General features: G+C 54.8%; 15 protein-coding genes. 8 read left to right on the forward strand and 7 right to left on the reverse strand.

From position 1 onward, the window contains the following. Positions 1 to 237: hypothetical protein (locus DU29_RS1000000132810; RefSeq protein ID WP_033050416.1), on the forward strand; the 237-nt coding region annotated here is incomplete at its 5' end. A gap of 782 nt (positions 238 to 1,019) precedes the next feature. Here the strand turns inward: DU29_RS1000000132810 and mobI are convergent. Then, positions 1,020 to 1,514: a conjugative transfer protein MobI(A/C) gene (gene mobI, locus DU29_RS0110125; protein WP_013100926.1), complete on the reverse strand. Its 495-nt coding sequence runs from the start codon at positions 1,512 to 1,514 to the stop codon at positions 1,020 to 1,022. Positions 1,515 to 1,774: 260 nt separating this feature from the next. Between mobI and DU29_RS0110130 the strand changes: the two genes are divergently transcribed. From DU29_RS0110130 to DU29_RS01000000129790, 7 genes are all read left to right on the forward strand, one after another. After that, complete coding sequence (locus DU29_RS0110130; protein WP_028621613.1) at positions 1,775 to 2,755, forward strand: ParM/StbA family protein; 981 nt, start codon at positions 1,775 to 1,777, stop codon at positions 2,753 to 2,755. A gap of 37 nt (positions 2,756 to 2,792) precedes the next feature. Continuing rightward, positions 2,793 to 3,065 (forward strand): hypothetical protein, encoded by a 273-nt coding sequence (locus tag DU29_RS1000000131350; protein ID WP_081832467.1) that lies wholly within the window; start codon positions 2,793 to 2,795, stop codon positions 3,063 to 3,065. Further along, on the forward strand, positions 3,058 to 3,627 hold the full coding sequence (locus DU29_RS0110135) for a transglycosylase SLT domain-containing protein (RefSeq protein WP_028621614.1): 570 nt from the start codon (positions 3,058 to 3,060) through the stop codon (positions 3,625 to 3,627). Before DU29_RS1000000131350 ends, DU29_RS0110135 begins: the two co-directional genes overlap by 8 nt. A gap of 10 nt (positions 3,628 to 3,637) precedes the next feature. Next, entirely contained in the window at positions 3,638 to 4,672 is a 1,035-nt protein-coding gene (locus tag DU29_RS0110140) for a hypothetical protein (RefSeq protein WP_013100922.1), read from the forward strand. An 81-nt stretch (positions 4,673 to 4,753) separates the two neighbouring features. After that, positions 4,754 to 6,055, forward strand: a complete 1,302-nt coding sequence (locus DU29_RS0110145) for an RNA-guided endonuclease InsQ/TnpB family protein (RefSeq protein WP_028621615.1) — start codon at positions 4,754 to 4,756, stop codon at positions 6,053 to 6,055. Between the two features lie 18 nt (positions 6,056 to 6,073). Then, on the forward strand, positions 6,074 to 6,445 hold the full coding sequence (locus DU29_RS0110150; RefSeq protein WP_169715582.1) for a hypothetical protein: 372 nt from the start codon (positions 6,074 to 6,076) through the stop codon (positions 6,443 to 6,445). Between the two features lie 184 nt (positions 6,446 to 6,629). Continuing rightward, positions 6,630 to 6,935: a hypothetical protein gene (locus DU29_RS01000000129790; RefSeq protein WP_043859881.1), complete on the forward strand. Its 306-nt coding sequence runs from the start codon at positions 6,630 to 6,632 to the stop codon at positions 6,933 to 6,935. Between the two features lie 27 nt (positions 6,936 to 6,962). Here DU29_RS01000000129790 and DU29_RS01000000129795 read toward each other — a convergent pair whose 3' ends face one another. The 6 genes from DU29_RS01000000129795 to DU29_RS01000000129800 all read right to left on the reverse strand — a co-directional run bounded on the left by DU29_RS01000000129795 (position 6,963) and on the right by DU29_RS01000000129800 (position 14,765). Then, positions 6,963 to 10,121 carry a conjugal transfer protein TraG N-terminal domain-containing protein gene (locus tag DU29_RS01000000129795; protein ID WP_047297001.1) on the reverse strand — a complete coding sequence of 1,053 codons (3,159 nt, stop codon included), beginning with the start codon at positions 10,119 to 10,121 and terminating at the stop codon, positions 6,963 to 6,965. Between the two features lie 11 nt (positions 10,122 to 10,132). Next, the gene (locus DU29_RS0110165; protein WP_028621617.1) at positions 10,133 to 11,533 is read right to left on the reverse strand and encodes a conjugal transfer protein TraH; all 1,401 of its coding nucleotides are present in this window, start codon (positions 11,531 to 11,533) and stop codon (positions 10,133 to 10,135) included. Continuing rightward, positions 11,530 to 12,555: a conjugal transfer protein TraF gene (traF, locus tag DU29_RS0110170; RefSeq protein ID WP_028621618.1), complete on the reverse strand. Its 1,026-nt coding sequence runs from the start codon at positions 12,553 to 12,555 to the stop codon at positions 11,530 to 11,532. The genes DU29_RS0110165 and traF overlap by 4 nt, the downstream gene beginning before the upstream one ends. 118 nt (positions 12,556 to 12,673) lie before the next feature. Continuing rightward, entirely contained in the window at positions 12,674 to 13,789 is a 1,116-nt protein-coding gene (locus tag DU29_RS0110175) for a DUF7146 domain-containing protein (protein WP_047297007.1), read from the reverse strand. Positions 13,790 to 13,836: 47 nt separating this feature from the next. Next, positions 13,837 to 14,460, reverse strand: coding sequence for a hypothetical protein (locus tag DU29_RS0110180; RefSeq protein ID WP_028621620.1), 624 nt, complete (start codon positions 14,458 to 14,460; stop codon positions 13,837 to 13,839). Then, positions 14,457 to 14,765 carry a hypothetical protein gene (locus tag DU29_RS01000000129800; RefSeq protein WP_033050417.1) on the reverse strand — a complete coding sequence of 103 codons (309 nt, stop codon included), beginning with the start codon at positions 14,763 to 14,765 and terminating at the stop codon, positions 14,457 to 14,459. Before DU29_RS01000000129800 ends, DU29_RS0110180 begins: the two co-directional genes overlap by 4 nt. Positions 14,766 to 14,807: the final 42 nt, after the last annotated feature.

Here is a 14,807-nt window from a genome sequence, read left to right on the forward strand (position 1 = left end):
GGCGGGAATAACCTGCCGCCATCTCTTTTTCTAAACTCCAAATGTCACCGCCTGTTCATTGCCGTGTTTCGCCGGCTCTTTATGTTCGATATCACGCTGGTGACAACCAATGCTGACTTGATCGACAAGCTTACGCAGCAAGCGATGCCGGTAATGCACATGCCAGTGAAAATCATCCCGTGGATTGCTGATGTCCATGCTCCGAGGTATGGCAGGTTCGCGAAGATCATTCGCTAGGCCCTCCCCTTACGCTCGCAGATTTGCCAGCCAAGGCTTTCATCGCCGCCCGCAGTTTCGCGCAGTCGGTTTTCGCATCGCTGAGTACATACCTCGATCCGTAGTAGGTCAGCCAGGCGGTTGCTAACCCGGCACTCAATGCGCCGATTGATCCAAGCAGTAGTTCCAGTTGTTCGCTCCCGAGCATGAGATTTACTCCCTCTCAATCCTGGCTGCTTACTCCAGCCCGCAAATTTGCGCTGTGCCAATGCTCCCACCATCGCAATCAATCCCAAGGATTTAGTGCGCTCCGAATCCGCTGCCCGCCCTCTCCCTGCCCGCAGGTGCTTGCTCACTTCCGTTACACCCCCTTCACCCGCTTCGCGACACAGGTTCAGGAAAACCACCCTCACACCACCTCGCTTGCTTATGGGAGTCTGACGGTTCACCTCACATAGAGAGAAAATCGCATTGGGGCTAGTTTCATGCGCGCCGCTCTGAAAGGCCCGCGCAACGGGGCGTGTAGCGATATCCACGTCAGATGGTTGCCGTGAAGGGGTGTCGTCATCGCCGAAGGGGTGTCGTGAAGGGGTGTCGTGAAGGGGTGTTGCGGGCCTGAAACGCCCGCCCGCTAAGGCGTCGCGGCTATTCAGCCGGGTCAGTTTGCAGCAAACGGTACTGTGAAGAGGTGTCATCATCGTCGAAGGGTGTCGTGAAGGGGTGTCGTGAAGAGGTGTTGTAGGTCGGAGCCCTTGATTTTGTTGGGCTCCACCATTTTTCGGCACAGTTCCCAGGCGACTCGCTTAATCGGACGTTGCGGGGTAATCATGAGTGATGAACGCAGAAATCGAGCCGTCAACCACGCCAGCTTTCTTCACCGCAGGGACAAGCTGACGGCGGACTCGCTGAATGACCGAGCACGTTTCCCGGATCTCGGCGAGCTGGATTTCGTAGGCCCGAACGATGTTCTTCAAGGGCTCCTTGACGAATGAGAACGACGAGACCGGGTACTTGCTTCCCTGACCCTTGTTGATTGTCCGGATGACCCGCGGTTTCTTGGCTTCGCCTTCCTTGAGCCTCGGCAAAATGACTTTCGCCCATTCGATGGTGACGGCATTCGGGCTGGATTGCCGGATACGGATCACGATCGGTATGTGCCCTGGCTTACCTGCGTGCAGTGAAAGGGCTGTCTGGAAGAAAGAGTCGCGCAGCTCCTCCGCTCGGCCGACAAGGCTGGAATAGACGCGATCAAGCTCCGCTACTGCTGGGTGTTTGGGGGCTTCAGAGGGTGAGTTCATATGTTGCTCCTTTGTGGATGGGAGCATTTTGCGGGTCGACAGAGAAGGCGTGGATCGTTTTCAGACGCTAAAACGTCCTGAAAACGAAGCCCAAAGCTTTCAGGAAGGCTGATTATTACGGTGCGTCGTCATCTGGTGACCGGGTGATGCAGATATAGCGCTTGGGATTCTTTGGATGTGGGGTTTCATGTGCTGCGGGGTCATTCGCGTCGTCATCTGACGCACTTCTTTTGTCATTTTTTGCTGGGAGCGGCATTCGAATGGGTAACGCCTTAGGTCTGGATATTGGTTACAGCAACGTGATTGGCGTTTTTGGCAGTGGGGATGGGCATCCGGAGTCGATTATTCGCCCCTCGCAGGCCGCTCCCTTGAGCGTTCTGCCTGGGGATTCTGGGTTACGCGCTGGTGAAGTAATCGTGGAGGTTGATGGAGCGCCCTGGGTGGCATTTGCCGCGCCCGGCCGTGTTCAGGATGGACGAGAACTGCACGAGGACTACACGTCTTCGCACGCCTATGAGGCCCTGTTTAAGGGTGCTCTGCTGCATGCAGCGGGTGATAAAGACGTAATTGACTGCTTAGTAACTGGTCTTCCTGTCTCGCAGGCTCGCGATAAGGCCTATGTGGAAGCCCTAGTAAAGCGTATGACTGGGACACATCGCATTACGCCAAAGCGAGAGGTTACCGTTAAGCGAGTAGAGGTTGTTGCTCAGCCGATCGGGACTCTGACAGAGATCTACTGCAACTCAGATGCATCGGAAGTTATTGAGGAGTCAGTTTCGATCATTATCGATCCGGGATTTTTCAGTGTTGATTGGGTCGTATTTGACCATCGCGAACTGGTAGTCAATTCCAGCAGCAGCAGCCTCAAGGCTATGTCTGTTGTACTTGAAGCGTGCAATGAAGAAATTGCGAAGGATCATGGCGGTATTCCTGGCGTAGAAAAAATTGAACATGCGCTCCAGTCGGGTAAGTCATACATCCTGATTTATGGCCGCAAGGTTGAACTTGCAGAATATCTAGAGCGTGCTGCCGAACGTGTTATCCCATCAGTTTTCACTGAGATTAAACAAGGACTTCGATTCCTGAAGGGCCGTGCTATCGACTGTGTGATCCTCGGCGGTGGGGGAGCCTCATTGTATGAGCCATTTGCCAGAAAAGAATTTCCCGATGCATTGGTAGTCAAGCCCGTGAACAGCGTAAAAAGCAATGCCGAAGGTTTCTGGCATATCGCACGCTCTTAATGTAAACGGGTGCGCAAGGACGCGCTGAGGAGGGAATGTGGATAAAACGATGAGACTACAATGCCGAGTCACGCCAGCGACACAAGAATTGCACGCGCATCTTGAAACTATTGACCCCGATTATCGTGGCAAAAGACTTGTTGCAATGGCAGCGCTATATCTAAGCATGATTAGTGCGACCGAAGATGCTAAAAGTAAGCAAGCAGATATTCAGCAAGACAATATTGTTGCTGATGACAAAAAAGAACAAATCAGTAATGAGCCAGTCTCTCGTCCAGTTGCCAGCTGGATAAGGGGGGCAAATGTTTAATATCCGTATCAGCTCTTTTATTGCAGTATCTGCATGCATTGCCATAGGTACTTCAGTGAGCGCTAAAGCTAATGGTTTTTCATTAAAAGGAACGATGTGGGAGCGAGCGTCAATGGCCTCCGTATGCAAGCCGGACCCTCTGCTTCTATATTCACTAGCTCTAAAGGAATCTAAAACATCTGCCGGAAAAGGCATGATTGCACCTCACCCGTTTGCGCTTCGCAATGAACCTAGTGGCGCTCTGTACCCTAATACCTACATGGATGCCAAGGCTGTACTCGGCAAATATATTGGCGAAGACATCCTCACCGACATAGGGATTATGCAAATAAACTATCGTTGGAACGGAAATAGAGTAGCGCGCCCGGAGTTTCTTCTTGACCCCGAGGTGAACATCCGCGTTGGTGCTGAGATACTTTGCGAGTCGATTGCTCAATATCCTGTCGATATGCAACTTGCTATTGGTGGGTACCATACACGAAACCCAAAGCGTGAACTTGACGCACGCGAGTATGCGAGTAATGTGCTCAGCATTTGGCGTTCACTACAGCGTTTAAAGTAAGGGCAGGGACATGCGAGTTAAGATCAACGCATCGATGATACAAATGGGTCTGCGCTGGCTGACATCTGGCTTGCGGGATTTCAATGTCATTCTCGCCGAGCAGCGCTTGACTCAAAGCGATATGGTTTGGCTTTCGTCTTTGAGCGCGAACCAGCGTCAGTTGAACGCTGTAGATGCCCTTCCCGTTTCTCTCTACCGTGTTCACTACAACACCCTGAAAGTCGGCAGGGGCTACCTGGACGATGAGGAATTCAGGGAGATTGGCAACAAGATGGTCATGTTCATGGAGTTTTGTCATTTCTCCCGCGTCAACGAAACAAGCCCTATTCTGGCTGTAGGCCTCGACGATGTTGGGTATCGGGTGTTCGAGGCAGGATCTTTCGACTCTCGCATGATGCTGGTGAGCCGCGGCGGGTTCTCGATTGGCACCAGGTGCAACCTCAGGAAGCTGAGGATGAACCTATCATCGCCAGATGATCAACTGAGAGACGTGACCACCGTATTGCTTGGCGACCTTCGGTACTTCCTGAAGCCTGGCGTGAGTGGCATAGGCCGGGTTAAAGACTATCCGTCTACGATGCCCCTCGATGTGGTTGCGACCGAGTTGCTTCAGCAGAAGCTACAGCCAAAGCTGGTCGCGCAATGGACAGGATTGAATGCAGACGAGGTAGTACGGATGAAGCGCTCTTTGCTACGGGATACCCCCCTTGTCCAGTCCCAAAGCGGGCGAATACAGGCACCGAATAAGACACTGGCTGAAAGCCCTCTTCACAGCCTGCTCTACCTCACTGTGTACAGGCTGCTCGCCGACAATCCTCTTCGGCGGACGAATGCTCGCGCGGTGGTTGCGGCTCATCGTGAGTATGTGGAGCTGTGTAAAGCGGTTGGCGTCGAGGCCAGCGATATGATCTCCCCTTCCAATGGCTACCAGCTCAGCAACGCAATGAAGACCGGAGACATCACTCTCACCCCGTGCAGCAAGTGCAAGGAGATCAATGCTCGTTACGCGCTCAAGCCCGGCCGATGCATCTGGTGCAACCACTGAACATCCTCTGCCAGGCCGTAGCCAGGCGGCATGCCAAGCGGACGACTTGGGTTATGGGTGAGATGCTGTAGGGTCGGAAGCATGCAAAGGCGAAAAGTGACCTTTAGGCTTTACCCCAATGTCAGCCAGCAAGAACGGCTGGACGGCTGGGTGCGCCTGCACGCCGAACTGTACAACGCTGCGCTTCAGGAGCGCATCGAGGCGTACCGCAAAGCTGGTATCAGTATCAGCTACTACGACCAACAGAACACGTTACCCGTCATAAAACAGTTTCGGCCGGAGCTGGTCGAGCTGGGTAGTCATGCCCTGCAAGAGACCCTGCGCCGACTGGATCGAGCCTTTCAGGCGTTCTTTCGCCGGGTCAAAGCTGGCCAGTCACCGGGATTTCCCCGCTTCAAATCCAGCGCCCGCTACTCGGGCTTCTCCTACCCCGATCCAGCCGGCTGGAAGCTCCAGCAGCTCGGCCAGCGCGGCGGCACGTTGCGGCTGGGCAGCGGCAAGGGCGCGATGATGATTCGTCTGCGGGGCCGCCACCGTTTCGCCGATTTCACGCCGAATGACCTGACCCTCAGCCGCCGCCGCAATCACGCCACCGGCCAAGATCAGTGGTATGCCTCGATCACCCTACGGGTGCCCGAGTCCGCCTGTCGGCGTGAGCGAACAGGCGACGATGCAATTGGTATCGACCTGGGCGTCAGTCACTGGGCCAACTTTGATGATGGCAGCCAGATCGAAAACCCCCGCTGGCTGCGCGAGGCGCTGCCCCAGTTGGCCAACCTGCAACGACAACGCGCCAGAAGGAAGCGGGGTTCGCACCGCTATCGGCTGCTAAGCCAGGAAATCATCCGTCTGCACCAGCGCATTGCAGATGGACGGCGCGACTTCCTGCATAAACAAACGACTTCCCTGGTGCAGCGCTGCGCCCTGATCGCCACGGAAGAACTGCAACCCCAGAACATGAGCCGCAGCGCTAAGGGCACGGTTGAGAAACCGGGCCGTCGCGTGCGGCAAAAGGCTGGACTGAACCGGGAAATTCTCTCGGCCGGCTTCAGCATGGCGCATCAGATGCTCACCTACAAAGCGCACGAAGCTGGTTCCGTTTTGCATCTGTCCGATACGCGCCGATTAAAACCCTCGCAGCGCTGTTCAGCCTGCTGGGCCATCGTGCCCAAACTGCTCAGTGAGCGCATGCACCGCTGTGCCTGTGGCTGCGTGCTGCCGAGGGATCAGAACAGCGCCAGGGTCGTACTGCTCGACGCCTGGATACTGCAAGACACGCCTGGGACGGGCGTGACGGCGAGACTCAAGCCGCTGTCCGCGCAAGCGGTCAAGCCCAAGTCAACGACCCGCGAAATTCCGACGACAACCGCACATGCGGTTTAGTGGCGGAAGAGTTCATTGGTGAACGAGATGCGAAACGACAAAGTTGAGTGCCAGTGCTGCAAGAAAATGATGGTCCCGAAGGTGGTCACTAGCGCCCCCTTCTACATCAGCGGCGTCCCCGTTGGTGGCCGGGACCCGGAGTCTTCGGTTTGTCCGTTTTGCCTGTCGCCCAAGTGGATGCTGACTGAGCAGCAGGTTCTCACTGGAGCAAAAGCGAATGCTGAGTTTTTTGGCATCATGGTGTTGCTTCTGATCAACATCGTCGTGTTCGCCCGCTTGGGTGCCGAGGCGTTGGGCGTGAGCCTTGGCCTGTCTGTTTTGATGTTCCTGTTGCGGGAGCGAATTGCCATCGCGGTGAAGGGTTGGCTGGCCGAACTCTTCAAGGGATGAATTGGGCAGTCGATAGAGAGAAAGGTTTCGTTGTGCGCCAGGCTCGCCCGCAGTCGCGAAGGTGAGGTGTCTACCCATCCAGGGAGAGGCCTGCCCTAGCCAGTTCCTGCCATTACGTAGATTCGCTTGGGTTTACAGCGCGCTGTGAGATTCTTAGGGTAAGAACTTTCGAGGGGTGAACGAGATGCGAAACGACAAGGCTGAGTGCCAATGCTGCAAGAAAATGATGGTTCCACGTGTGGTTATGGAGCGATCGATTTATGTCGATGGTGTGCAGGTCGGGGGTGAGAAGCCTCTCAAAAGCATCTGCCCCTTCTGTTTAAGCGAGGAGTGGAATGGGATGCCTCGGAAAAGCGGGCTTGCTCGCTTGCGTCGTGATGCCATTCTTGGGCTTCGAGCGATTTCTTTGGAGCTGACTATCATTGGTGGAATCGCCCTCTTTTTCGCTGTCATGGCGATCTACCGATTTGTCTTTGTCGGCTTCAACTAAAAAGGGGCTATAAAGCCCCTTTTTTACTCATTCGATTGACGGTCTCCTCGGTCCGCTGGCCTGTTTGGGTTGTTCAGCATTTTCAATTGCCGCAGGTCTAAAGTTTTTGGGCAGGGGATTGTGACGATTGCCCGCAGCGACAGTTTCCACAACCGGCCGGTCAGCAGATGTTCCATCACTTCCTGCTGCCTGGTACGTCAATGAAGCATGGACGCCCTTCGCATAGTCTTCATCCCCGCCAGACGCGATCATGGCTTCCGAGTAGGTGTGGTAGGAGGACCACTGATAAATATCAGAGTCCGTTGGCATGCCTGCCCGGCTAGCTGCTCGAAGTGCGGCTTGGCTATCTGTCAGCCCCAGTTGCTGCCCTTCAGAAACGTCATTGCTGAATTGTGTGTTCTCGTTGCCAGCCAGGAAGTTCGTAAGCGTTTTGCCGCCCGACTGGATGCTCTGAACCGCCGATGCGGCCTTGATCATCAAGCCCTTATCATCGTAGTTCTTACCGAAGGTCGATAGTTGCTGCGCGGCCTCTGAATCTGCCGCCCCTCTAACATCCTCACTGTTGCGAGCATGCGCGAGTTGTGGGGCTAGGCTGTTCTCCGCATGACGGTTTCCGACAAGCTCAGCACCTTGGTCTTCAGCCGCTTCCTTAGCAGAAATGTTCATGTCCTGAGCACCTGCATATGCGTCACTGTTACCCTGCCATCTTGAATTGAACTCGCCTTGCAAACCTGAGTTCCCGGCCGTTGCTGCGCCGGCTTTGTCTGCTATGTTTGCAAACTCTCCCGCATTACCCTGAGCTACGTTGAAGTCGAATGGATTGAATTGGCTCATGACCAATTCGCCGAGCCTGCCTTGCTGGTTAATCGCCCGGATTGCCGCCATCGCCCTCTGCTCGTCCGTATTCGACGACATATCTTTGATGCTTTGGCTATTAAATGCTTCAGCGAAGAGCTTTTTCCCTTCATCAGTTGCACCAGCCATGCGCTGAAGTTCTAAGCCAGACTCTGCTCGAGATACCCCGCCTCTCGATAGCGACTTGATCGCTGCATCGCGAAGATTGAGGCCTTGACTTGCCCTGATGGTGTCTTGCTGAGAAGCCGCTTGGCTGTACGTATTCTGTGCCTGTAGAGCTTCAGTGCGGCTTTGATTTATCTGATCAGTGTTGCTAACACTACTTTGGGCCATCGACGAGTCACGGAAGGCATCACCGGTGGCAAATGTCAGGTCACGGGTGTTAGCGCTCTCCACGGAAGAACTTAACTGCGAGAGAGATTTTTCGGCAGTTCGACGCTCTGTGCCGCTCATTTCGGAAAGCGACTTGCCATCACTGGTTTTGAGGTTGGCCATGATGCCTTTCAGGCCGGCTTGCCCACCAAGCGCTGAGGCTGCGGTTGCCATGTTTATCGACGACTCAGAGAAACCACTGCTTCGAAGATTCTCAACTGCCTGGTTATAGGAAGAGCTTTGCTTGAGAGCATCGCTAGCTTTGATGCTTTCGCCCATTTGCGTCATCGCTTCGCGCCCCGTACTCGTCGAGGCTAGTTGCTGGCCTGCCGCTGAGAGGTTGCTCTGGTACTGGCTCGTGGCCGTTTGCGAGGCGGTTTGGGCGCTCTGAAGGACTGCACTCGCAGCTTGGTCGCCGGTTATCGTCTCAGCAAGCTGCGGCGATCCCGTTCTGCTCACCCCGGAGCTTACCTGGTCGGAAGTAAACGAGGCATTTTGACTGAGAACAGGTGCGCTATCCTGGGCCCGAGGATTCACGTCTTCGGACTTGAATTTGTCGCCTGCCGTCATTTGGCTCATGACGCTGTTGGCAACCATGGCAGAGCCGGAAACGATGAACAGTGCCAATGGAGGCACGGACGCCGCAAGCAGACCGCCAATACCCAGTGCCTTGCCGATGGCTTTGTCTATGTCCATGAGTTGGAGCATTGCGAAACCAGAACCTGTGGGGTCGTAGCCGTTGAATACGGCTTCCATCTGGGAGCCTGCATACCAGAGGGTAAAAGCATTCACGATACTCAACAGCGGCATCCACAAACCCACCGCCAGCGGCAACACGAGATACTTGCCGAGGATAGAAAGGCCTGGCCCACCCAGGAGCAAAGCAAAGGCCATGAACGGCGTCATCGCATAGAGCATGCCCTCGAAGAAGGCGATCATCGGTCTCATGTAGTGTTTGAAGCTGTCGCCCTTCCCCGCCCATTGAATTTCTTGCTGGTTGAGCGATTCGCGAAGAGCCATTGCGGCTCTTTGCTCTTGCCAATGGTTCATGGCATCGACACGGGAATCGTTGAAAATCGGCGCAATTAGCGAAGTCAAAACGTAGTCCTGAGCCGACTTGCTACTCAGTGCGAGGCTCTGAATAGCTTGGTCAGTAGCGGCTTGAACCTGGATACCGCTGGTCATGCGGTTGGTCTTGGCCTCTTCGCTGAACCCTTTCTGGAGAATGTCCTCTAGCACGTCTGTATAGACGTTCTGCAAATGGGCGTTGAGAAACGACCGCGCCTCTGCACAGCTTTTCATGGTGCCGGCGGTACCGTCATAGACGTAGATGAACATCGATGAGTTCTGGTTTGACAGCACCTCCGCCCAGCCAGGCGATCGGTACAGGTCGGTCAAGGTCTTATCCGTTCTCAGCGCCACGGGGTTCAGTGAACAGAATGTCATGTACTCGTTCACCGATCGGGGCAGATCCCACCCGTCCGCTTTTCGGTAGTTTTGGAAGCCGTCCAGTGCCATCGGGTTCCGAAGAGCGTCGCGCACTTTCGACAATGTGCTCAGACTCGAGAACAGCCCGTAGTCGGTCATGCTTGGAGTAGAAAATGCCTGCTCCGCGGTTTTTGTAATGCCGTAGGCCACCGTTGAGATGACTGAGCCGACAAAGGCAGGGCCAAGAGGCACGTTGTCCACCACCCGCACCTGCGACGACACCGTATCCTCGATAACAGTGGTGGCTGTAGGGCCGTAGAACATCATGTAAAGGACGAGCACAAGGCCCGCCTTTCCGAAGGTAATGGCCTGGTTATTGAAAACAGCTTGGAACGCCAACAGAAATAGGCCTATCAGCGCGCCAATACGGGCAAGGTCTTCTGCGTCACCGCTGCCTGTGATCATTGCGCAGGCATTGAGCATGATCTCAAGGAACTCGGCGCTGCCTGTCGTGTAGATAGTGAAGTCCATGGATATCTCCGTTACGCGCCTGCGTTATCGTTGATGGTTCCCTGTGGCAGGGTTCCATTATCAAACACAGGGGCCATCTGGAGCATTTTCTCGGCTTGGCCATCGGCATCTTTGCCTTGCATTGCTTCCTCGATGTACGAGCGGTATTCATCCATGAGCTCACCCTTGGTAGCCCGCAGGTCCTCAATCACCTTCCCTGCATCCGCCATATTCAGGCTGGTCAGGCCTTTCTCTGTATGCCCAAGCAGCTGATAAATCAGGCTCATCGAAGCATCAGCAGCAATTTTCTTGGCGAACTGGTTCAGATAGTCATAACCGGATTGAGCCCCTGCCTTCTGGGTGATCTTCATCAAATTCACCCCTACTCGGCTTGATGCGAGGTATGCAATCCGGTTTCCGTCAGCAGCGGTTGCAGTGCCGTTCGCAAAACGCTCAAGGATTCCGTTGTTTTGAAGATCCTCTAGGATTCGAGTCTCGAGGCCCTTGAAGCTGGTGAGAGTTCGGATGTTCGGGTCTGAGCAGTCCGGGTCATCCTGGTCGCACTGGTAGACCTTGACATCAAGGTTGGCCGAGCCCTCAACAAGAATCTTCAAACCTTCGCCGGTGATGAGCTTCGGCATAGGATGCGCAGCGAAGTTTTTCCCCCCGCTGGCGTCGTTTGCGAGCGACACGTTGTAGCTGCCAACCATGGACATGATGAATTCCGCGTTCTCATCGCTACCGAACAGAATTTGCGACTGAAGGCCTGACTTCTTCATGGCGCACCACAGAACGTTCCCTGTGTTCTCGCATTGAACGGCCTTACCAGAGGCAGCAATCCGGTTCGCTGGCGAGTCTTCTTTGGTGGATTTCGCGGTAAAGAAGTCAGATGAGACGTTCGACCCGAAGGCTGTCATCGCGGATTTGAAGTCGGTGCTTTCTTCGTATGCCTTTTTGGCATTCGTAACCAACCCACTCGCCAGCTGGCAGCTGTTGGAAAACATTTGATTGAGCGCCTGGATCTTGTTGGCCAGGTTGCGGATCACGCCACCTGTCTGAGCGTCCATCGCATCGAGGGCCAACTCAAAGGCAAAGCCCGAAACAATGCCAGCAGCGTTCGACGCCACATTCCTCATGAGCGCTACGAACTCTTCGCCGTTGATAAAGGAGAACGAGCCACTGTAAAGGTTGATCCCCCCGCATCCACCCTTAGCGCTTGGCGGGGTAATGCTGATGAGGTTGGCAGTGGATATCCGATTCCGAAGGACAACGGAGCCGCCGGTAATAACGCCGCGTGTGGCTGTTTTATATGCCCCTGGACTGGTGACGTTGATCATGCCGCTGAACATTTCATTGACCTGCTGTTGAATGTTCGCGTGAGCCCCGAAGGGCACCATCAGCGCTACAGCAAGGGCGATCGGTTTGATTTTCACTGGGCACCTCCGTTGTCTTTTTGAAAGGCGCGACGAGCTTCATCGCGCATCCGATTCACGAATTCGTTAGGGTTTTTTGTTGCGTCGGGCGGTGCGTCAGCCAGTTTCGTGGCGTCGATCAAACCCATGGTGTTAAGGCGGGATGTGGCGTTGTATTCCTGATCGGAAATCAGCCCCGCTTCATTCGCCGCCATTAGAATCCGAGTGGTTGCCGTCTCCATTGAAACGGTGCTGAAGCTGACGATCTTCACGTCATTCGGAGGGATGACTAGGGCCAGCGCCGGCGAGGTGATGATGCCCAGCTGCTCTGCGAGCCCAGTGTCGTACTGTGTGTTTGGGTATTTGCCGCCAGGAAGGGGGGCCCCATCCATCGAGACGGGCATGACAGTAAACCCGTACCTGAACTCGAGAGCAGAGACCGCTGCCAGGGCCTGTTCGCACAAAATGCAGTCATTACCGTTGTAGAAGAACATCAGCGCAGAGCTGCCAGCGATGAGCTTCAACAGGGTTTCTTTCTGCTTGCCGGCCGCAGTTGCTAGAGCGTCAGAAGCGGCGTTGGAGGCGGGATAACGCATATCCTCGTCGAGGAATGGGTCATTACGGATTACGTCGACGGAGTGACGTGAGAATCGCTCGGCCTTGTCGAGCATGATTCGCTGAGCCCAGAAGTACGCACTCACATTCTCCTTGGTGGGGTTATCCATGGCTGCATCACGCAGTTTCGGAAGCATTTCGCGAATCCACGCCACGCTGCCGGTCGGTGGCAGCTCGGGCGCGGCTGGCTCGGAGACTTCCGTTTCGGCTTGAGGTGGGGGCGCTGGAACCGGCGCGGGCTCGAGTTTTTCGGGTTCCTGTTCAGGAGGCGGATCTTCGTACCAGAACCAGCCGCGCTCTTTGTCCTGGTAGAACGAAGAACCAGCAACCTGGGGCGTTTTTGACTCGGCGGGCTTGGTCTCTCCCGCAAGGGAAGTGCTGCTTATAGCGGCAGCAAGCAACAAGATGGGAAATTTTAGGGGCGTCATGAGTCCGTCTGGCCAAGATGGGGATGCTCGAATTGTGAGCGTTGGCCAACAGGAGGGGGCGCGTTTTCAGGCGCTTTTACGGTCGGAAAAAGAGGGGGAAGTTGAGAAGGCCAGAGGCCTATCGCTGTGCGCGATAGACCTCGTGGCCTAGGAAGCCGAGGGAACCACGTTCACGAAGAACGTCATTCCAGTCGACACCTTTGGAGCCGTCAGGGATGGGCATGTCGGGCAACATTATCTGTGCCTTGATCCCCATTTCCCACAGACGTTTTTTCAAGGTCAATGCCGCTTTCTGGCCACCCTCCTTGCGGTCCTTGTCAGCCCAGATTCGGACTGCTTTGGTGCAGGCTGGTGGTACGAAGTTCTCCAACAAGTAGGAATTCACCAAGGGCCATACTGGTATACCCATGGCTGTTTCTACCGACAGAGCTGTTTCCAATCCTTCGGATACATCCAAGACTTCTCCTGGATGCGATGTTGGCACCGCACAACCGGGAAGCTTGCGGTTGCTGGGAATTGGAAACATTTTTTTCGGCTCCGCGAGATCGGCTTTCTCACCCTTCATCGTCAGGTAGTGACGGTTGATGGTCACAGCCTGGCCTTCAGGATCGATGAGCGTACACACTATCCCTGGATGCTTAGAACGCTTGCCGGCTTTGTCCTTGTAGGTCAATTCCGGGTGAAAGCGAACGTAGCGGCTCAGCTCTGGTCGATCCCAAGCAAGAATGCCTCGGGAGCGAAGATAGAGCCTTGCTGGTTCCGCTGATGGGTCTGTGAGAGGAACGGTTCCCTTCCACAGGTTGCGCATAGCTTCACGCAGCCAATCGTCTGAAGCCTCTGGTTTTGCTGGGGCTCGCTCCTTTCGGATTACAACGCTTGGGATAAATCCATCAGCGGTGCGTCCATACGGGTCTTTGACCCGGAGCAATGCTCCAACCTCCTGTAAAGCATGGTGAAAGCTCCAGCGGTTGACCCACATCAGCAAGGCTATGCCATCAGCCTTGACTCCGCAGGTACGGCAGATACCACCGCTCGACGATCCAGCCGTCTTGCGGAAAATCTTAAACCCGTCTTCCCCACCATGCACCGGACATGGAACCCCACGTCCTGCTTTTTTGTGTGCCGGCACCAATGAAGATGCGAGGCTTGCGTAAATGTCATGCCAGCGGCCATCAGCGGCTACCAGCACATCTTGTTTCTCTGGGGCGTAATTGCCTTCTGAGTCTTTGGACATGGGTACCTCCGTTTGGTTGAGATGCGCCCCGAAGGGCGCATTGCTGGCTATTTCACGATCTTGATTTCCCAGGAGTTGCGATAGGTATCAACCCACTCCTGTTCTTTCTTACCGTCGACAACGACCTCTTTGAGCACACTCACGGCGGTTTTGCCAAGGAATGTCAGCGAGATATTGTCACCTTGTTGCGCTCCAGATTTGCGTAGCTGAGCGTTGAGCTCGATTCCCCAAACCAGGTGTTCACCGATACGCAAGAAGAACGACTTTCCGTTCTTCTTGAGAAACCGATAGTGGGCGAAACCTGAACCGCGGTATTCGCCGGTAACAGACCTGCCAGCAACGCCTTGGAAATTGAGTTCAGGTGCGCGCTCATCTTGATCTTCATCGCTTTGGGCGACTTGGATCTCTTGAGCTGTTTCTTGATGCGCGGGCTGGGATTCGCGAGGGATGAACTCCCCTTTGATCTCGCCCTGCTCTTGGTTCTCGATCGATGCAACCTGGTTGCGGCCTTCCGGCCGGTACAGTTTGTTGATCACCACCGGTTCAAGCGCCTGGTGCATCGTTTCATTGGTTTCTGGCTCGGGAAGCTTATGGGCCAGGCGCTCTGAAACAATGCATAGCCCTTGTGGCAGTCGGAGATAGCTTGGAACATCGAAGTCAACACGGATCATTTCTCTTCTCCCTGGCGACGCAGGTAGGAGGGAATGTAGTAGTTGTCATAATCGACGCTGCTACACCAACGGGCGTTGGGTAAGGTCTTGGTTGCTTGAGGAGCCGAAGCCTTCAGACAACCGCGTAGGTAGCTCAGAACACCACGCAGGATCTGCTCAGCATTCAGGATCACCACAGCGAGGAACACGCAGAGTGTCAAAGGCAAAACATGCTTTGCAAACTGCGGTGCGTATACAGCTCCCAACATAGCAACGAGGAAGCCAAACGCGGTCAGCACTTTAACTTTGAGGGTTGTAGATGCCATTTTCAGTTCTCCATTTTTTTAGAACGGAGAACGCCCTAACGG

This window comes from Pseudomonas sp. Ant30-3 (genome assembly GCF_000690905.1).
In the GTDB taxonomy this organism is placed as follows: domain Bacteria; phylum Pseudomonadota; class Gammaproteobacteria; order Pseudomonadales; family Pseudomonadaceae; genus Aquipseudomonas.

Coding starts and splice junctions, on each gene's coding strand:
- DU29_RS0110175 (WP_047297007.1), bottom strand. CDS start 13,789: ATGTCCAAAGACTCAGAAGGCAATTACGCCCCAGAGAAACAAGATGTG.
- DU29_RS0110180 (WP_028621620.1), bottom strand. CDS start 14,460: ATGATCCGTGTTGACTTCGATGTTCCAAGCTATCTCCGACTGCCACAA.
- DU29_RS0110135 (WP_028621614.1), top strand. CDS start 3,058: ATGTTTAATATCCGTATCAGCTCTTTTATTGCAGTATCTGCATGCATT.
- DU29_RS01000000129795 (WP_047297001.1), bottom strand. CDS start 10,121: ATGGACTTCACTATCTACACGACAGGCAGCGCCGAGTTCCTTGAGATC.
- DU29_RS0110130 (WP_028621613.1), top strand. CDS start 1,775: ATGGGTAACGCCTTAGGTCTGGATATTGGTTACAGCAACGTGATTGGC.
- DU29_RS01000000129790 (WP_043859881.1), top strand. CDS start 6,630: ATGCGAAACGACAAGGCTGAGTGCCAATGCTGCAAGAAAATGATGGTT.
- traF (WP_028621618.1), bottom strand. CDS start 12,555: ATGACGCCCCTAAAATTTCCCATCTTGTTGCTTGCTGCCGCTATAAGC.
- mobI (WP_013100926.1), bottom strand. CDS start 1,514: ATGAACTCACCCTCTGAAGCCCCCAAACACCCAGCAGTAGCGGAGCTT.
- DU29_RS0110140 (WP_013100922.1), top strand. CDS start 3,638: ATGCGAGTTAAGATCAACGCATCGATGATACAAATGGGTCTGCGCTGG.
- DU29_RS01000000129800 (WP_033050417.1), bottom strand. CDS start 14,765: ATGGCATCTACAACCCTCAAAGTTAAAGTGCTGACCGCGTTTGGCTTC.
- DU29_RS0110145 (WP_028621615.1), top strand. CDS start 4,754: ATGCAAAGGCGAAAAGTGACCTTTAGGCTTTACCCCAATGTCAGCCAG.